Source organism: Kribbella voronezhensis, from assembly GCF_004365175.1.
GTDB lineage: Bacteria > Actinomycetota > Actinomycetes > Propionibacteriales > Kribbellaceae > Kribbella > Kribbella voronezhensis.
Genome location: NZ_SOCE01000001.1, coordinates 663,971 through 682,900, shown reverse-complemented (window position 1 = coordinate 682,900; position 18,930 = coordinate 663,971). Strand labels below are relative to the sequence as shown.

Sequence of the window (18,930 nt, the reverse complement as noted above, 5' to 3'; positions counted from 1 at the left end):
CTCCATCGGGCCGCTCAGCCAGGGGGTTCCACGTATGGCATTACGCCGTTCGCTGTTGCTGTTGTCCGCGGTCGCGCTCGCTTTGCTGGGCACGCTACTCACCGCGGGGCGGGGCCATCCGGCCGACGCGGTGCAGTTGCCCAAAGCAACGATCGTCAGTGACGACCCGGTCGACTGGACGCCGCACGCGCTGGACGGTGAGGTGCACGCGCTGATCCAGATCGGCAACCGGGTGATCGTCGGCGGCACCTTCACCACGATCCGGTCGGCCACCAGCTCGACGCAGATCGCCCGGCGCAGCATCTTCGCCTACAACGCGACCACCGGTGCACTCGACAACGGCTTCCTGCCGACGCTGAACGGTGCGGTGGAGACCTTGCTGCCGAGCGAGGACGGGTTGTCCGTGTACGTCGGCGGCAGCTTCGGCACCGTGAACGGGACCAGCCGGCCACGGCTGGCCAGGATCAACCTGGCCGACGGGGTCCTGAACAGCACCTTCCGGCCGTCGGTGAACGGTTCGGTCTACGACATGAAGAGCTCCGGCGGCCGGATCTTCATCGGTGGCACGTTCTCCTCGGTCGGCGGCGTGAGCCACACCCTGATGGCCACGGTGAACCCGGAGACCGGCGCGGTCGATCCGTACCTCAGCATTCCCTTCGGCTCGCCGGTCCGCGGCGGCGCCCTGCAGGTCGACAAGTTCGACATCACGCCCGACGGCACCAAACTGATTGCACTCGGCAACTTCTCGGTGGTCGGCGGCCTGTCCCGGACCCAGATCGTGATGCTGGACCTGAACGCCACGTCGGCCGCCGTCCGGAACTGGTCGACGCCGCGCTTCGAGCCGAACTGCTCGTCTCAGTTCCTGACCTACGTGCACGACGTCGACTTCTCCCCGGACGGCGCGTACTTCGTCGTCGTGACCACCGGCGGTACTCCGCCCGACAAGCTGTGTGACTCCGCCTCCCGCTGGGAGACGGCACCGACCGGCGGCAACCAGCAGCCCACCTGGATCGACTACACCGGCGGTGACACGCTGTGGAGCGTCGCTGTCACCGGGGTTGCCGTGTACGTCGGCGGTCACCAGCGTTGGCTCAACAACACCGGCGGCAGCAACGCCGCTGCTCCGGGCGCGGTGTCTCGTGAAGGTCTGGCCGCGCTGGACCCACTGAACGGCCTGCCCTACTCGTGGAACCCGACCAGGACCCGCGGTGTCGGCGTCTTCGACCTGACCTCGGTCCCCGGTGGTCTGCTGATGGGCAGCGACACCGACCGGGTCGGACAGAACTACGAGTTCCACGGCCGGCTGGCGATGTTCCCGAACTCGTCGGTGACGCCCCCGCCGGGGTACACCGGCCAGCTGCCGGGCCCGGTCTACCGACTCGGTGCCACCACGACAGTCCGCCAGTACGACGGGACAACGGCAGGTGACGCCAGTACGGTCGACACCGGTACTGCGAACTTCACCAACGCCCGGGGCGCCGTGATGATCGACGGCATCCTCTACACCGGCAACTCCGACGGCACCTTGACGCGCAGGTCGTACAACGGCACCACCTTCGGCTCCGCGAGCACCGTGAACCTGCGGGGGCTGACCGCGTTCGCGACCGACCTGCGCAACCTCACCGGGATGTTCTTCAGCAACGGACGGCTGTTCTACACCGTGGCCGGTCAGTCGTCGCTGTACTACCGCTACTTCACGCCGGAGAGCCAGATCGTCGGCGCTTCCCGGTTCGTGGCCAGCGGCAACATCACCGGCATCAACTGGAGCCAGGTCTCGGGCATGTTCCTGTCCGGCAACCAGCTCTACTGGGGCACCGGCGCGGACGGCAACCTGCACCGGGTCAACTTCGCCAACAACGTCCCGGTCGCCGGTACGGCGGTGGTCACCAGTGGTCCCGGGATCGACGGCCAGGACTGGCGGTCGCAGGGCACGTTCCTGTACGCCGGGACCGGACCGGTGCCGAACATCCGCCCCTCGGCGTCGTGGGGTGCCAGTTGCGATCTACTGGCCTGCAGCTTCGACGGGGGGAACTCCAGCGACCCGGACGGCAGCATCACGTCGTACGCGTGGGACTTCGGCGACGGTGAAACGGCGACCGGGCCGACGGCTCCGCACACGTACGCGGCGAGTGGGACCTACACGGTCACGCTGACGGTGACCGACGACGACGGCGCCACCGGGACCGACAGCCGGGGGCAGGTCGTGTCGAGTGTGGCGAACCCGATCGAGTTCGTGGGAGCGAACTCGTCCAACCAGAACGCGCTCACGCACACGGTGACGGTGCCGCCGTCGACCAGTGCGGGCGACGGACTGCTGTTGTTCTTCACCCAGAACACCACGGCGACCCTGACCGGTCCGACCGGAGTCACCGGCTGGAACCTCGTGAGGACGCTCAACGGCTCCGGATACGTCACGAGGGTCTGGCAGAAGGTCGCCGACGCCGGTGACGCCGGCAAGGACGTATCGGTGAACCTTTCGGCGTACAGCAAGGCAGGGATGACGGTGGCGGCGTACTCGGGGACCAGCCTGACGGCTCCGGTCGGCGCGTTCGACTCCATGAACGAGACCGTGACGCGGGCCGGCCACACCACTCCGGTCGTGAACAACACGATCGCCGGTGCGTGGCGGGTCTCCTACTGGGCGGACAAGTCGTCGGCGACGACGTCGTGGACGGCCCCGGCCGGCGAGCAGGTTCGCAGTACGTCGTTCGGAGTGCCGAACGGATACATCTCCACCCTGCTGACCGACCGCGGCGCCGCCGTACCGACCGGGCCACAGGGCGGCCTGACGGCGACCGCGAACAGCTCGAGTCCATCGGCAACGGCATGGACAGTCCTGCTGAGTCCGCGGTGAATCACGCATCCTCCGGGCGGGAGGATTACGCTTCGGCCAGGAGGTGGCGGATGCCGGGCTCGATGACCAAATGGGGAACTGTCGGCGTGACGCTGGTCGCGCTGGCGGCGGTGCCGTCGTGCGGGCCGGCGGCCGGTGCGGAGAACGACGAAACGGCGGCGGTCACGACGACGCCGCCGCCCGATCCACAGCTGCTGATCACGTTCGACGACCAGGAGCAGGGATCGGCCGCGGGCCGGGACATCATCGGCGAGGGATCGGCCGCCGCCGAGATCTCCCTGCTCAGCCGGAACAAGCAGAAGGCGACCTTCGTGGCGGGTCACCAGGGCGGCATCGCGCTGCGGACACCGCCGTACTCGGGGGAGAGCAGCGGCTCGTTCAGCGCGCTGCGGATCGAGCCGGAGGAGTGGCTGTCGCCCGGGCTGTCGGACTTCACCTTCGGCGCCGACGTCCGGCTGGATGCGAAGTCCAACGGGACCGCGATCGACAACGGGGACAACGTGATGCAACGCGGGCTGTATGCCGACGCCGCGCAGTACAAGATCCAGGTCGACAAGCACCACGCCTCCTGCGTGATCCGCGGCACCGACGGCGCGGTCGTGGTGAAGTCCAAGGCGCTGCTGACTTCGTCGAAGTGGTACCGGCTGACCTGTCACCGGTCGGACAAGACCGTGAAACTGACCGTCCAGAACCTGGAGACCAACCAGCCGCCGGAGACACTCGAGAAGACCGGTCCGATCGGCACACTCGACATGATCGGCTCGGAGCCGCTGTCGGTCGGCGCCAAGATCGGCGAGGACGGCGAGATCATCGGCTCGTCCACGGACCAGTTCAACGGCCTGCTCGACAACATCAGCTACGAACGCAGCTGAGTTCTACTGGAAGACCGCCTCGATCAGGCGATCGGTGGCGTGGCCGTCGTCGAGGTGGCAGTACTTCTCGCGAAAGGCGTCGTACGCTCCGGCGTACGACGTCCTCAGCGACTCCTCGTCGTTCAGTACTGCGGTCAGCTCGGCCGTGGTCGTCACGAGCGGGCCGGGCGCCTCGGCCTCCAGGTCGAAGTAGAAGCCGCGGAGCTGGTCGCGGTAGTCGGCCAGATCGTAGGTGTAGAAGATCATCGGCCGGCCGGTGATCGCGAAGTCGAACATCGTCGACGAATAGTCGGTGATCATCAGATCGGCCGCCAAATAGAGCGCCTGGATATCCGGGTGACCGCTCACGTCCAGCACTCGGGGATGCCGCGGTACCGGCGAGGACGCCGCGACCAGGTGATGGAAGCGGAACAGCAGCACGGTGTCCTCGGGCGTCTTGGCGAGCACCTGCTCGACCTCGGCGGCCAAGGGGTTCGGCTTAGCCGTCCCGGTGAGCGCGTCGTCGCGCCAGGTCGGGGTGTAGAGGACCGCCCGGGTGCTGGGGGAGAGGCCGAGCTCGGCGCGGGTCTTGTCCCGGAGCTCGGCTGCGTTGAGGCCGGAGAGCGCGTCGTTGCGGGGGTAGCCGATCTCGAGCACCGATCCGTCGTACCGGAACGCTTTGGAGAGCTTCTCGGTCGAGAAGTGGTTCGGTGAGACGAGGTGGTCCCACCGCTTGACGTCTCTGGCGAGTCGTTTGGCGTAGAGATCTGCTCCGTCGTACTGGGCGTCCGGGACGTCGAAGCCGACCCGCTTGAGCGGCGTCCCGTGCCACAGTTGCACGTACGTCGTCCTGCTCGTCTTCAGCGGGTAGCGCGGCATCATGTCGTTGTTGAGGAAGTACCTCGCCGCGGCGATCCGGGCGAAGTACGCGGGGGTGTTGCGGACCACTCGGCCCACGTCGTCGGGGAGTTCCACGTCCTGGCTGGAGACGACCCAGATGCGGCGGAGGTCAGGGCGCAGTACGCCGAGCCGCTCGGAGACCGCGCGCGGACTGTCGGAGTACTTGCCCCGCCAGCTCTCGAAGACGACCGTGCTCATCAGCTTTGAACCTTCTGTTCGAGGTGGTCCGGTGGGGTGCTGCCGTCGCCGGTGTGGTTGGTGGGGTCGGGAGTGGCGTCGGCGCGGGCGAGCATCGGGAAGCCGTGGCGGCGGCGGACCAGCATCCACAGCGGCGGCGCGAGCAGGACGGCGCCGATCAGGGTCAGACCGGTCGCGGCGTTCGGGACTCCCAGCAGCTTGAGCGCGGAGGCCAGCAGGACGAAGGCGAGGACGCGGCGGATCAGGCCACCCGGCGCCCGGGACGAGATCCGTGCGCCGAGCCAGACGCCCGGAACGCAGCCGACCAGCATCGCCGCGGTCAGGTTCAATTGGAACTCGCCGAACAGCAGATGTCCGACGGCGGCCGAGGCGACCAGCGGCACGGCCTGGAGGAGATCGGTGCCGACGAGTTCACTCGCCTTGAGGCCGGGGTAGAGCGCCATCAGCGCGATGATGATCAGCGACCCCGAACCCACCGAGGTCAGGCCGACAACGAGCCCGCCGAGGACGCCGACCAGGATGGTCGGGAGCGGCCGGGCCGTGAGCTTCGGGCGGCCCTGGGGGAGTGGCGGAAGCAGCCCGTCGCGTTTGCGGGCCCGCTCGACCAGCCGGATGTAGGCGCGGACGGCCAGTCCGGTCGCGGCGATCAGCAGCGCGACGCCGAGCGCGCGCTGGATGATCGTCTGCACCTCCTCGCCGTCGCCGAGTGCCCGGGCGATCAGTACGCCGCCGAACGCCGCTGGGATCGACCCCACACACAACCAGCCGACGAGCTTGAGATGAACGGTGCCCCGCTTGAGATGGACTGCCGCGCCGACCGGCTTCATCACGGCACTGGCGACCAGGTCACTGGAAACGGCGGCCAGTGGCGGTACACCGAAGAACAGCACCAGCACCGGTGTCATCAGGGCGCCACCGCCCATGCCGGTCAGGCCGACCACGATGCCCACGCCGAAGGCCGCGGCCGCCAGGCCCCAGTCCATCGTTCAGCCTTCCGGCTGCGGATCGGACGGTGAGACGTGCGCGACCTTCGTTGCCTGCGCGGCCTGCGTTGTCTGCGTTGGCAGCCAGCCGCCTGCCGCGAGGAAATCGGTGATGACGGCCAGCGACTCCTCGAAGGAGGCCCCGGTCGTGTCCACCCGCAGCTCGGCGTCCAGCGGTTCGTCGTACGGGTCGCTGATCCCGGTGAACTGGGTGACCACACCGGCCCGGGCCTTCTTGTACAGGCCTTTCACGTCCCGGCGCTCGCACTCTGCCAGCGGCGTCGCGACGTGGACCAGCACGAGATCGCCGACCGCCTCGACCATCTCGCGAACAGCGGCCCGCGATTCCGCGTACGGCGCGATCGGGGCGCACACCGCGATCCCACCGTGCCGCGCGACCTCGGCCGCCACGAACCCGATCCGGCGCACGTTCAGATCCCGCCCGGCCCGATCGAACCCGAGCCCCGACGACAGCAATCGCCGTACGACGTCGCCGTCCAGCAGCGTCACCGCGCGATCCACCTGCCCGGTCAGGTAATCCGCCAGCCCCTTGGCCAGCGTCGACTTCCCCGATCCCGAGAACCCGGTGAAGAACACCACCACGCCGCGTTGCCGCCGAGGCGGTCGCCACCGACCGAGCACGGGCATCGCCTTGTCCAGCAACACGTCCGCGCTGCTTGCCGGCTCACTAGTTGCCTCGCGCAACCGTTCGAGGCCTTCGGCCCAAAGCTCGTCGCCGGCCCGCTGTTTCTTGTCCGCGCCGGTCTCCGTCGCCGGGCGCAGCCGCCAGAGGTGTGTTCCTTCAAGCCTGGCAGCGGTCGCCGCCGTCAGCGCCTCATCGGCCTCGGACCCACGCCAACTCACCGGCATCGGCACCAGCGTGAAGTCCTCCGGCGCGACGAGCTCCAGACACTGCCTCAACACCCCAGCAGGCACCCCGTCCGGACTGGCGCCACTCTCAGGCACGACCAGCACCACCTCATCCGCCCCGAGCCGACGCACGCTTTCGACATCAGCTTCGGTCAACGGCCGCGCCGACGTCACAACCACCCGCGTCCGCCCGCTGGCCGCAGGCAACTCGGCGCCTTCACCAACACCCGCCAGCCGCCCCTCGATCCACCCCGCATCCGGTGACGACGAGAGGTCGCTCAGCACAGCAACCGGCGTCGACTCACAGTCACCAACCACGACCTCGCCGGCCACCAGCGCGCGGGCGATGTCGTCCTCTCCAGCCGGAATCCGTACCCGTCCGTCGGCAGGAGGCTCACCCACAGTGACATCCCCCAACACCGCAAACGGCAACCTCACCCCCAGCAGCGCCAACCGGACATCCGCAACGGTCCGATCGCAGGGACAAACCACCGGCGATCCAGCCCGTGGCTCCCCGACCGCGCGCCACTGCATACGCGTAACTTCCTCCAGCACACCAGCCCCCCAGCTGTGATCACCCGCACCACGCAGGCACCCCGTCAACTTTGCCCCCGGTAACTCCCCGTCACCCGCGCCCAGTCTCCCCCATTCCCACCCCAGACGCCACCACCACCCCACAACCCCCTAACACCCTGCCCGACGAGCGCGACCAACTGCGTACCCGAAGAGCGTGCGAGCTGTGTGCCCAAGAAGGCGTACGAAGTGCCTGCCCGAGGAGGCGTACGAGCTGTGTGCCCGAGGAGGCGTGCGAGCTGTGTGCCCGAGGAGGCGTGCGAGCTGTGTGCCCGAGGAGCATGTGCGAACCGCCTGCCGAGGAGCGTGTGCGAACCGCGTGCCGGAGAGGAGCTTGTGGGAACTGAGTGCCCGAGGAGGCGTGCGAGCTGTGTGCCCGAAGAACAGCCCGTAGCGCGGCGATCCCGGCCCCCTGGAGATCTACCGTGCGTTGTCGGAGGGGTTAACGCCAGCGGTCGAAGAAGCGGCGCTTTTTGGCCGGCTGTGGCGGATTCTGTGGTTGAACTGGCTGGGGTGCTGGGCCGACGTTCAGGCCGAGTGCTGTGGCGTAGATGGCGATGCTGTCCTCGGGGCCGTTCTGGTAGCGCTTCATGACGCGCTGGACGGGCCAGATCGTGGTGCCGTCGGCGAGGATCAGTTCGACGTTGATCTCGTTCTGTGGGTCCTCGTCATTCGCCTGCCAGGCGCCGCCGGCATTGCGTCGGATGACTTCGCCGACGTAGGCACCCAGCGCGAAGATCCGCGAACCGAGATCGGTCGCGAGCAGTCCGCCCGGCGTCGGTTGACCGTGGTCGGAGTTGTCGTCGAAGAACCGATCGATCGACCACAGGCTCTGCGCGCTGAAGTCGGCCTGATAGCCGGACGACTGGAGCGCGTGCGAGATCAGCGCCGCGGACGCGCCGATGTCGTCGATGAGGGAAGCCACTGGATCGATCCTCCGTTGCCAACGGTCAAGTGAGCGAGAGACTACCGCCGCGAGGGCCACCGTCAGCGACCCTCTCTACCCCGGTCGACAGCCACACTGACAGGACAAGCCACCTGGCAAAGGCAAGCGGGCTAGCTTCGGCGGGTGTAGGTGGTGGCGGCGAGGTTGTAGGCGAGGTCCTGGGCCACCTGGAAGGCGTCGTCTTCGTCGAGGCGGTGCTCGACGACGAGTTTGGCGAGGTAGCCGGCGTCGATCCGGCGCGCCAGGTCGTGGCGGGCTGGGATCGACAGGAAGGCGCGTGTGTCGTCGACGAAGCCGGACGTGTTGTAGAAGCCGGCCGTCTCGGTGACCAACTCGCGGAACCGGCGCATCCCGTCAGGGCTGTCCAAGAACCACCACGGCGCACCCAGCCGCAGGCTCGGGTACACCCCGGCCAGTGGTGCAAGCTCACGGGAGTAGACAGTCTCGTCCACGGTGAACAACACCATCCGGAATCCCTCGGCATGACCGAAGCGCTCCAACAGCGGCCGCAGTGACCGGGTGAACTCCGCCGCCACCGGGATGTCGTGCCCCTGGTCAGGCCCGTACGTCGCGTGGATCGCCGGGTCGTGATCCCGCAGTACGCCCGGATGCAGTTGCAGCACGAGACCGTCCTCGGCAGACATCGCCGCCATCTGGAACAGCATGTGCCCAGCGAATGCGGCCGCGTCAGCCGCGGACACCTCACCCCGCAGCGCGGACGCATAGATACGCGCCGCCTCGCCGTGCTCCAGTGGTGTGGCCGCCGCACTCAGATGGCCGTGGTCAGTGGCCAGTGCGCCGGCCGCGATGAACGCCTGCCGCCGTTGCCGCAGCGCCTCCAGATAACCCTCGTACGACGAGGTGTCGGCGCCGGCCAGTTCGCCGAGTCGACCGGCGAGGTCGCTCCAGCCGGGCCGGTCGAGGTGGACCAGTGCGTCGGGACGGAAGGTCGGGATCACCCGGCCAGGCAGGTCGGCCGCGATCTTCGCGTGCTGGGCGAGATCGTCGGTAGCGGCGTCGGTGGTCGAGATGACCTCGATCCCGAACCGGTCCAGCAACGCGCGCGGCCGGAACTCCGGCTCCTTCAGACGCGAGGAGATCTCGTCGTACAGCTCGTCGGCGGTTTCGGCGGACGGCGCCACCGTCAAGCCGAGCACTTCCGCGAACTCGTGCTCCAGCCAGTACCGGCTCGGTGTCCCGAGGAAGAGGTGCCAGTGGGAGCAGAACTCTCGCCAGATCTCGCGTGGCTCGGCCGTCCGGGTGCCGTCGAGGCGGGGGAGGCCCAGCCGGTCCGGCGAAACGCCTTGTGAGACGAGCATCCGGGTCACGTAGTGGTCCGGCACGACCAGCAGGTCGGCTGGATTGCCGAACGCCTCGTCCGCCGCGAACAAGGCGGCATCGACGTGACCGTGCAAGCAGAGCAGTGGCAGCGACCGGGTCGATGCATGGATCCGCCGGGCCACCTCGCGCGCCTCGCCGGCGGGCAGGGCGCGGTCCGGATGGGGCTGCAGAGCCTTCGGCATGAGTCCTCCGTCAGGTGTCGGCTGCAACGACTGCTGCAAAGGATTGCAGTGATCAAAGCGTGACACAAGTGCCGTAAATAAAGGAAATCGACCACTGTCCACAGAGCGTGGAACCAGCTCTTGACACAGTGTTGCAAAGGATTGCAGACTCGCTCCACGGCACCGCCCGGCAGTGCCCGTGAGCGACAGGGAGGTGGCCGTGCCCGCAACGATTCGCGATGTCGCGCGCCTGGCCGGGGTCTCCCCGTCCACCGTGTCGCGGGCGCTTTCGCTGCCACACGTGGTCAACCCCACCACCCGTGCCCGGGTGATGGCCGCCGCCGACAGCCTCGGCTACGCGCCGAACAAGGCGGCCCGGGGACTGATCACCGGCCGGACGGGCAACATCGGCCTGGTCGTGCCCGACCTCGCCAACCCGTTCTTCCCGAGCGTGGTCAAGGGCGTCCAGGCCCGCGCCGTCGAGTCCGACGTGGCGGTCTTCCTGGCCGACTCCGACGAGGACGCGACCGCCGAGATCGGCCTGGTCCGGGCGCTGGCCAAACAGGTCGACGGGCTGATCCTGTGTTCACCCCGGTCGTCCGACCACGAGCTGATCGGCATCGCGCAGGAGACCAACGTCGTGCTGATCAACCGGCTCGTCGAGGGCGTCCCCGCGGTGACCTTCGACAACGAAGAAGGAATGCGCCTGGCGGTCGACCACCTGGTCGCGCTCGGCCATCGCCGGATCGCGTGGGTCGGTGGTCCCCAGGCGTCCTGGTCCAACCGGCACCGCAAGATCGGGCTGTACTCCGCGGTGCACGACCACCGGGTCGAGCTGGCTCCGGTCGGCTCGTTCCAGCCCACGTACGACGGAGGCATGGCGGCCGCCGACCAGGTGGTCGCGACTCGCGCGACCGCGGTGATCGCCTACAACGACCTGGTCGCGATCGGGCTGCTGGCCCGACTGCACGCACGGGGAATCTCGGTGCCCGACGACCTCAGCGTGGTCGGCATCGACGACATCGCCATGTCCCGGATGGCCCGTCCCGCCCTCACCACCGTGCGGTTGCCGAAGCAGAAGTCCGGCCGGCTCGCCGTCGAGCTGCTGCTCGGACTGCTGGAGGATCGCGATCCCGGTTCGATCAGCTTTCGCGCGACTCTGCACGGCGAACTGATGGTGCGGGACTCGACCGGCGTGGCACCCGACCCCGCACGACCCTGAAACAGAGGAGAAGGTCCGATGCGTCACTTCCGGATGATTGCCGCTGCCGGCACGCTCGCCGTACTGGCCGCCTGTGGAGCTCCGACCACCGGTAAACCGTCGGCCGGCAGTACCGGCGAGGTGCCGGACAAGCCCGCCAAGGCGGTCACCCTCAACATCCTGGACGTGGCCGGCAACCTGCAGCTGACCCAGGGCATGATCGACGAGTTCGTCAAACAGCACTCGGACGTGATCTCCAAGGTCACCTACTCCAAGTCCCCGGCGCCCGAGCTGGCCGGCAAGATCAAGGCCCAGCAGAACGCGAACCGGGTCGACATCGATCTGGTGCTGACCGGCACGGACGGGCTGTCCGCCGGACAGCAACAGGGGCTGTGGAACGACTTGCTGCCGAAGTACGCCGATCGACTGCCCGGCATGAAGGACTACCTCGCGCCGGCGCAGAAGATGCAGGAGCTGGCCGGCAACAGCGGCGTGACGGTCACCTACTACCCGTCCGGCCCGCTGCTGGAGTATCTGCCGGCCAAGGTGCCGCAGCCGCCGACGAGTGCCGAGGAGCTGCTCGCCTACGCGAAGGCGAACAAGGGCAAGGTCATGTACGCGCGGCCGGCGAACTCCGGCCCTGGCCGGACCTTCCTGATGGGACTGCCGTACGTGCTCGGCGACAAGGACCCGAAGGACCCGATCAACGGCTGGGACAAGACCTGGGCGTACCTCAAGGAGCTCAACCAGTACGTCGATTACTACCCGTCCGGCACCGCGGACACCATGAAGGCGCTGGCGAACGGCTCGTCGAACATCATCGTCAGCACCACGGGCTGGGACATCAACCCGCGAGTTCTCGGTACCGTGCCGAAGGAAGCCGCGATCACGACGCTCAAGGGCTTCCACTGGGTCACCGACGCGCACTACGCCGTTGTGCCGAAGGGAGTCTCGACCGACAAGCAGGCCGCGATCCTCCAGCTGCTCCAGTTCATGCTCACCCCGGAGCAGCAGGCCAAGGCCTACGACAAGGGCTACTTCTACCCCGGTCCCGCGATCAAGGGCGTCGAGCTGACCCAGGCGCCGCAGGAGAGCCAGGACGCGATCAAGGAGTACGGCCGCCCGGAGTACGACAAGCTGATCGCGGAGAACCCGACCGAGGTGCCGCTGGACGCGAAGAGCCTGGTCGCTGCCTTCGACAAGTGGGACCGCGAGGTCGGCGGTGGCAAGGTGAAGAAGTCGTGACCGGATTCGACGAACTCCGGTTGACCGGGGTGGGCCGCAGATTCGGTACTGCGGACGCTCTGGCCGACCTGGACCTGACCATCCAGCGGGGCGAGTTCATCGCCCTGCTGGGCCCCTCGGGGTGTGGCAAGTCGACGGCGCTGAACTGCCTGGCCGGGTTGCTGCCGCTGACCGCCGGCAGCATCTGGCAGGACGACCAGCGGATCGACACGCTGCCGCCGGAGAAGCGCGGGTTCGGGATGGTGTTCCAGAACTATGCGCTCTTCCCGCACCTGACGGTGCGCGACAACATCGCCTTCGGGCTGCGGATGCGCCGCCTGCCGAAGGACGAGGTACGCCGGCGTACCGAGGCCGCGATCGAGATGGTCCGGCTCGTCGAGCACGCGAGCAAACTGCCCGGCCAGCTCTCCGGCGGTCAGCAGCAGCGGGTGGCGATCGCCAGGGCGACCGTGCTCGAACCGTCGCTCGTGCTGATGGACGAGCCGCTGAGCAACCTGGACGCGAAGCTCCGGCTGGAGATGCGGACCGAGATCCGGCGGTTGCACCAGTCGCTCGGGCTCACAACGGTCTACGTGACGCACGACCAGGAAGAGGCGCTCAGCATGGCCGACCGGCTCGTGGTCATGCGACTCGGGCGGGTCCAGCAGATCGGCACTCCCGAGCAGGTGCACACCAAACCAGCCACCTGGCACGTTGCCGACTTCATGGGGTACCGCAACCTGCTGCCCGTGACGGCCGGCCGGGTCGACGGTGAGACGATAGTCGTACCCCTGGGCGGCACGACCGTCGAAGGAGTCGCCCAGCTTCCGCCTCAGGCCGACGGAGTCGCTCAGACCGGAGCCCTCGCTACTGGTGATCAGGTGGTAGCAGCTGTGCGCCCCGAGGACGTGCGACTCGGGAACGACGACGTCGCCGGATTGCGAGGACGCGTCGAGGTCATCGAGTACCAAGGGCGCGAACTGGCTGCGGAAGTGGTGCTGTCCGACGGCGTCCGGCTCCATACCCGCACGGACCGCAAGGTTGAGCCAGGCGAGCACGTGTCCGTCAGCATCACTCCCGGACGGCTCCTGGTGTACCCGTCCGGCGGTTCGGCCGAGCTTCCGGCCGCCGAGCTTGCCACGGCTGGTCTGGCGGTATGAGCACGGTCAGCGGGCTCGACTGGCGCCATCGGCTGGCCGAACGGGGTGTGGACCGACGGCTGTGGTTGTTGCTGCCGGCAACAGTATTCGTGCTCGTGCTGTTCATCTACCCGTTCGTCTACGGGCTGAGCCTGTCGTTCCAGCCGATGAACGGTGGTGGCGCGTTCGCCAACTACCAGAAGTTCTTCAGCGACGCCTACCAGCGCGACACGATCCTCACCACGCTCAAGATCGCGCTCCCGGCGGCCTTGCTGAACGTGCTGGCCGCCGTGCCGATCGCCTTCCGGATGCGGGGCAGGTTCCGCGGCAAGCGGTTGATGACGACGGTGCTGGTCATCCCGATCACGCTCGGCACGGTGCTCACCGCGCAGGGGCTGCTCAACTTCCTCGGCCCGACCGGCTGGTTCAACCGGGTGCTGATGGGCATCGGACTGACCGACGATCCGATCCGGCTGACGAACAACTACTGGGGCGTGTTCTTCTCGCTCATCGTCACCGGGTTCCCGTTCGCGTTCCTGCTCGTGCTGTCGTACCTCAGCGGCATCGACCCGACTCTCGAGCGGGCGGCGGCGACTCTCGGCGCTTCCCGATCGCAGCGGTTCCGCCGGATCACTCTGCCGCTGCTCGCCCCGGGCCTCGCCACCACCTTCCTGCTGACGTTCGTTCTGGCCTTCTCGGTGTTCCCGTCCGCGGTGCTGGTCGGTAATCCGGCCGGGTCCACCCGGGTGATCTCGCTGGCGGCGTACCAGGCGGCGTACGAGCAGTACGACTATGCCTACGCCTCGGCGATCGCGATGATCATGGGTGCGGTCGAGCTGGTCGTGGTGGCGGTCGTGCTGATCTGGCGGTCTCGGCTCTACACCGGATCGACCGGAGGCAAAGGATGAGCGCCCCAACATCGACCAGCGCAGCTGTGCACAACGACGGGCCGACCCGAGCAAAGGGAGTACGCCGGTCGCTGCGAGCGACGCCGACCGCCTGGGTGATCTGGGCCGTGGTGGCGTTCTTCTTCGTCAATCTGGCCGGCGTGGTCGGATCCGTGCTGGTCAGCTCGTTCGGACGGCGCTGGTTCGACACCTGGCTGCCGAGCGGCTTCACCACCCAGTGGTACGGCGAGGCTTGGCACGAGTTCGGTCTGCTGCACGTGATCACGGTGACGCTCATCGCGTCGGCGCTCGTGGTCGCCCTGTCGGTCGTGGTCGGTGCGCCGGCCGCGTACGTGCTTGCCAGGCAGAACTTCCCCGGCAAGCGCCTGGTCTACATCACGTTCCTGCTGCCGATCCTGATGCCACCGATCACCTACGGCATCCCGCTGGCCACCGTGCTCTACAAGTTCGGCTTCGCCGGTCACCTGTCCGGGGTCGTGCTGGCGAACCTGGTCCCCTCGGTGCCGTTCGTGATCCTGACGATGACGCCGTTCATCGAGCAGGTGGACCCGCGGATCGAGAGCGCGGCCCGGATGCTCGGAGCCGGCACCAGGGCCGTGTTCCTCAAGATCCTCGCGCCGTTGCTCGTGCCAGGCCTGCTCGCCTCGGCGATCCTGGTCCTGGTCCGCACGGTCGGGATGTTCGAGCTCACCTTCCTGACCGCCGGGCCGGACTCCCAGACCCTCGTCGTGGCCCTCTACTACTCGATGTCCGCGGCGGGGATCCGTGCCCAGCAGTCCGTCGACGCGATGGCCGTCATCTACACGTCGATGATGCTGGTGCTGCTCGTCGTGGCCCTCCGCTTCGTGAATCCGACGCAGTTGGTCGCCCGGGTGAAGGAGGAGCCTGAATGAGGATCACCTCCGCGAAGGTCGTCGTCACCAGCCCGGGACGCAACTTCGTCACGCTCAAGATCGAGACCGACGAAGGCGTGTACGGAATCGGGGACGCGACCCTGAACGGCCGTGAACTCGCGGTCGCCTCCTACCTCACCGAGCATGTCGTACCGCTGCTGATCGGGCGTGATCCTGCCCGGATCGAAGACACCTGGCAGTACCTCTACCAAGGTGCGTACTGGCGACGCGGACCGGTCACGATGTCGGCGATCGCCGCAGTGGACACGGCCCTGTGGGACATCAAGGGCAAGGTCGCCGGGCTCCCCGTCTATCAACTGCTCGGCGGGCGAAGTCGCGATGGCGTCACCGTGTACGGGCACGCGAGCGCCGAGACCACCGACGGGTTGCTGAAGGAGGTCGACCGTTTCGTTGCCCTCGGCTACAAAGCGGTCCGGATCCAGACCGGCGTACCGGGCCTGCCCTCGACCTACGGCGTGGGGCACGCCGGTACGACGTACGAGCCGGCCAATGCCGAGTCGGCTCTGCCGGAGGAGAGCGCCTGGTCCACCGAGAAGTACCTGGCGCATGTTCCGTCGGTGTTCGCCCAGGTGCGCGCGGAGTTCGGGCCGACGCTCGGGCTGCTGCATGACGTCCACCACCGGTTGACCCCGATCGAGGCCGCTCGGCTGGGCAAGTCGCTCGAGCCCTACACGCCGTACTGGATCGAGGATCCGGTGCGGGCCGAGCTGCAGGAAGGGTTCCGGCTGATCCGGCAACACACCACGACACCGATCGCGGTCGGCGAGGTGTTCAACAGCATCTGGGACTGCCAGCAACTCATCCAGGAGCAGCTGATCGACTTCGTCCGGACGACAGTCGTGCACGCCGGCGGGATCACGCATCTCCGCAGGATCTTCGATCTGGCATCGCTGTACCACGTGCGCAGTGGCTCGCATGGTGCGACAGACCTGTCCCCGGTCTGCCTCTCGGCCGCTCTGCAGTTGGACATCTCGATCCCGAACTTCGGGTTGCAGGAGTACATGCCGCACTCGGCGGAGACCGACGCGGTCTTCCCGCACGGCTACACCTTCGCCGATGGCTACCTGCAGCCGAGCGACGAGCCGGGTCTCGGAGTGGATCTCGACGAGGAGGCCGCGGCTGAGTATCCCTACCGCCCGGCGTACCTGCCGGTGAACCGTTTGGAGGACGGAACGGTGCATCCATGGTGAGTGCGTCGGCGACGCCGGATGTGGTGGTGCTGGGGGAGATCCTGGTCGAGCTGAGTTCGACCGAGCCGCTCGATGCGGGGGTCGCGCTCACGCTGAATTTCTCCGGCGACGCGCTCAACGCGGCCGCCGCGTCTGCGGCGGCGGGAGCGCACACGGCGTTGCTCGCTCGCGTGCCTGACGACGAGCTCGGCGACCGGCTGCTGGAACGTGTGGTTGCGCTCGGCATCGACACTTCGCTGGTGATGCGGGTCAAGGGGCAGCACGGGCTTTACCTGCAACACGCGGACCCGTCGGGTGCGCGTGAGTTCACGTATGTCCGCCGGGGGAGTGCGGGGTCGGGGCTCGGTCCGGCGGACGTTCCGCTGGAGTTGGTCGCGAGGGCAGGCGCCGTGCTCGCCAGCGGAATCGCCTGCGCGATCTCGCCCTCCTCGGCAGAGGCTGTCCAGGCCGCGGCTGCTGCCGCGAGATGCTTCGTCTACGACCCGAACTGGCGCCCTCGCCTGATCGACGCGAACGGCGCCGCAGCCCACCTTCGCGCACTCGCGCCGTCCACCCGCCTCGTCACACCCGCGTGGCCCCGCGAGGCTCAACTGGTAACCACCGCCAACCCAGCTGGCGGGCCAAGAGAAGGCGCCGACGAGGCGAACGTCGGAGTCGCGTCACGGAGCGGCACCCAGGCACTGGGCGGCGGCGAGGCATCGGACCGTGGCGGGGCGCCGGGCATCGGTGAGGCCAGGGGCGGTGGTGGTGCAAGGGAACACGGCGGCGAGGGCAGGGCCGGTGCAACGGAACACGGCGGCGAGGAAGACGGCGGTGGCGGGGCTGAGGAAGGCTGGGCCGGGGATCCGGTGGCGGTTTGTGGTGCGCTTCGGGCGCTTGGGGTGGAGGCGGTTGCGCTGACTCGGGGAGTTGACGGGGTGCTGCTGGATGACGGTGGTGAGGTGGTCGAGGTCGCGGCGATCGCGGCGCCGGTGGTGGTTGACCAGACGGGTGCGGGTGACTCGTTCGCCGGTACGGTCACGGCACGGCTCGCTCTCGGCGACCAGTTGATCGACGCGGTGAGGCTCGGGGTTTCTGCCGCATCGCTGTCCGTCGGCGGCCTCGGCGGTACCGGTCGTGTCGCGACCCTTGAAGAATCACAGGCCCACGCGGCCCGAGCGGTGGAGGTTTGCGGGTGAGTGAGCGGTTGAGTTCGCGGAGTCTGCCGGTCGAGTGGGCGCCGAAGGTCGACCCACGGGAGTTGAGCATCGGGATCGTGCATCTCGGGCTCGGCGCCTTCCACCGGGCGCATCAGGCCGTCTTCACCGAGCACGCCGCGGCGATCACCGGTGAGAGCCGCTGGGGCATCAGCGGCGTGAGCCAGCGATCCGCATCGGTGCGGGAGCAGTTGGCGCCGCAGGACGGCCTGTACTCCGTACTCACCCGCGGTCTCGATTCGCCTTCTGTGCAGGTGATCGGGAGCATGCGCGAAGTGCTCACCGCGCCGGAGGACCCGGCCGCGGTCGTGGCACGGATCGCTGATCCGGCGGTGACGCTGGTGACGTTGACCGTGACCGAGAAGGGGTATCGGGCCGTCGCGGGCGGCGGTCTCGATCTGGCGGATCCCGAGATCCAGGCCGATCTTGCCGGTCGGCCGCCGCGCACGGTGGTCGGGCAACTGGCCGCCGGACTGGTCCGCCGTGCGGAGACCGGAGCGGGACCGCTCACGATCCTGTCCTGCGACAACTTGGTTGCCAACGGCCCCTTCCTGCGCCGCTTGATGGAGGACTACGCGGCCGCGCTTGTATCCGTGCCCGAGGCGAGGGTCGAGGCTGTTTCGTCCAGGCAGCGGCTGGCGGAGCAGTTGGAGTCGACCCGCTTCCCGGCCGGCATGGTGGATCGGATCGTGCCGGCGACGACGGACGCCGACCGGGAGGAAGCGGCGCGGCTGCTCGGCGTACGGGATGAGGCGCTGGTTGTCGCGGAGCCGTTCATCCAATGGGTGATCGAGGATGATTTCGCGGGTGCGCGGCCGGCCTGGGAGCGGGCCGGCGCTGTGCTCACCGACGATGTCGCGCCGTGGGAGCAGGCCAAGCTCCGGATGCTGAACGCCACCCACTCGATGCTCGCCTATCTGGGTGGTCTGCGTGGGTACGAGACCATCGCCGAGGCGGTCCGCGATGCGGAGCTCGCGGAGCTGGCGGGCGAGTTGATGACGCGGGACGTCGTTCCGACTCTGACTCCGCCTGACGGGCTCGACCTGACGGCATACGGGGCGAGTGTGCTCGAACGATTCGCGAATCCGGCGTTGAAACATCGGACGGCGCAGGTCGCCATGGACGGGTCGGTGAAGCTGCCGGTCAGGTTGCTCGGAACCGTTCGCGATCGACTCGAAGCCGGAGCCGAGCCGCGGGTTGCCTCGCTCGCGGTGGCGGGCTGGATGGTCTACGTCGCCGCCGGGCGAGACGTGAACGGGCGCGAGCTGCCTCTGGATGATCCGCAGGCCGCTCGATTGCGTGAAGCCGCTGCGTCAGCAGGTCCCGGACCGGCCGGCCTGGTCGATGCCATGCTGTCGATCGAGAGTGTCTTCGACAAAGAACTCGCCGCAGACAAGCTCTTCCGCTCGTTGCTGATCGAGGGAGTAGGCAGTCTGCAGAGCCACTGACGCGCCGGGGTCGCAGCTTCCTGAGCGGTTTGG

At 68.2% G+C, this 18,930-nt stretch carries 15 protein-coding genes; 10 read left to right on the top strand and 5 right to left on the bottom strand.

Annotated elements, in window-relative coordinates; genetic code table 11:
• Positions 1 to 34: 34 nt before the first annotated feature.
• Both EV138_RS03060 and EV138_RS03055 read left to right on the top strand, forming a co-directional pair.
• A complete protein-coding gene (locus EV138_RS03060) occupies positions 35 to 2,854 on the top strand; it encodes a PKD domain-containing protein (protein ID WP_133976931.1) in 2,820 nt (939 codons plus the stop codon).
• 50 nt (positions 2,855 to 2,904) lie between these two features.
• Positions 2,905 to 3,726 (top strand): LamG domain-containing protein, encoded by an 822-nt coding sequence (locus EV138_RS03055; RefSeq protein ID WP_133976930.1) that lies wholly within the window; start codon positions 2,905 to 2,907, stop codon positions 3,724 to 3,726.
• 3 nt (positions 3,727 to 3,729) lie between these two features.
• On the opposite strand, the gene EV138_RS03050 is transcribed toward EV138_RS03055, so the two are convergent.
• The 5 genes from EV138_RS03050 to uxaC form a co-directional block, all read right to left on the bottom strand.
• A complete protein-coding gene (locus EV138_RS03050) occupies positions 3,730 to 4,803 on the bottom strand; it encodes a CDP-glycerol glycerophosphotransferase family protein (protein ID WP_133976929.1) in 1,074 nt (357 codons plus the stop codon).
• Entirely contained in the window at positions 4,803 to 5,786 is a 984-nt protein-coding gene (locus EV138_RS03045; RefSeq protein ID WP_133976928.1) for a sulfite exporter TauE/SafE family protein, read from the bottom strand. The genes EV138_RS03050 and EV138_RS03045 overlap by 1 nt, the downstream gene beginning before the upstream one ends.
• Before the next feature lie 3 nt (positions 5,787 to 5,789).
• Positions 5,790 to 7,058 carry an adenylyl-sulfate kinase gene (gene cysC / locus EV138_RS37560; RefSeq protein WP_238157932.1) on the bottom strand — a complete coding sequence of 423 codons (1,269 nt, stop codon included), beginning with the start codon at positions 7,056 to 7,058 and terminating at the stop codon, positions 5,790 to 5,792.
• 613 nt (positions 7,059 to 7,671) lie between these two features.
• Positions 7,672 to 8,154: a hypothetical protein gene (locus tag EV138_RS03035; RefSeq protein ID WP_133976926.1), complete on the bottom strand. Its 483-nt coding sequence runs from the start codon at positions 8,152 to 8,154 to the stop codon at positions 7,672 to 7,674.
• Between the two features lie 131 nt (positions 8,155 to 8,285).
• A complete protein-coding gene (gene uxaC / locus EV138_RS03030; protein ID WP_133976925.1) occupies positions 8,286 to 9,698 on the bottom strand; it encodes a glucuronate isomerase in 1,413 nt (470 codons plus the stop codon).
• A 199-nt stretch (positions 9,699 to 9,897) separates the two neighbouring features.
• Between uxaC and EV138_RS03025 the strand changes: the two genes are divergently transcribed.
• The 8 genes from EV138_RS03025 to EV138_RS02990 are packed head-to-tail and all read left to right on the top strand — an operon-like array spanning position 9,898 to position 18,897.
• Complete coding sequence (locus EV138_RS03025; protein WP_133976924.1) at positions 9,898 to 10,899, top strand: LacI family DNA-binding transcriptional regulator; 1,002 nt, start codon at positions 9,898 to 9,900, stop codon at positions 10,897 to 10,899.
• A gap of 18 nt (positions 10,900 to 10,917) precedes the next feature.
• Entirely contained in the window at positions 10,918 to 12,123 is a 1,206-nt protein-coding gene (locus EV138_RS03020; protein WP_133976923.1) for an ABC transporter substrate-binding protein, read from the top strand.
• Positions 12,120 to 13,262 carry an ABC transporter ATP-binding protein gene (locus EV138_RS03015; protein ID WP_133976922.1) on the top strand — a complete coding sequence of 381 codons (1,143 nt, stop codon included), beginning with the start codon at positions 12,120 to 12,122 and terminating at the stop codon, positions 13,260 to 13,262. Before EV138_RS03020 ends, EV138_RS03015 begins: the two co-directional genes overlap by 4 nt.
• Complete coding sequence (locus EV138_RS03010; RefSeq protein ID WP_133976921.1) at positions 13,259 to 14,149, top strand: ABC transporter permease; 891 nt, start codon at positions 13,259 to 13,261, stop codon at positions 14,147 to 14,149. Before EV138_RS03015 ends, EV138_RS03010 begins: the two co-directional genes overlap by 4 nt.
• Positions 14,146 to 15,042 (top strand): ABC transporter permease, encoded by an 897-nt coding sequence (locus tag EV138_RS03005; RefSeq protein WP_133976920.1) that lies wholly within the window; start codon positions 14,146 to 14,148, stop codon positions 15,040 to 15,042. Before EV138_RS03010 ends, EV138_RS03005 begins: the two co-directional genes overlap by 4 nt.
• A complete protein-coding gene (gene manD / locus EV138_RS03000) occupies positions 15,039 to 16,253 on the top strand; it encodes a D-mannonate dehydratase ManD (RefSeq protein ID WP_133976919.1) in 1,215 nt (404 codons plus the stop codon). The genes EV138_RS03005 and manD overlap by 4 nt, the downstream gene beginning before the upstream one ends.
• Positions 16,247 to 17,431: a PfkB family carbohydrate kinase gene (locus EV138_RS37830; protein ID WP_238157931.1), complete on the top strand. Its 1,185-nt coding sequence runs from the start codon at positions 16,247 to 16,249 to the stop codon at positions 17,429 to 17,431. Before manD ends, EV138_RS37830 begins: the two co-directional genes overlap by 7 nt.
• Entirely contained in the window at positions 17,428 to 18,897 is a 1,470-nt protein-coding gene (locus EV138_RS02990) for a mannitol dehydrogenase family protein (protein WP_238157930.1), read from the top strand. Before EV138_RS37830 ends, EV138_RS02990 begins: the two co-directional genes overlap by 4 nt.
• The last annotated feature ends 33 nt before the right edge of the window (positions 18,898 to 18,930 follow it).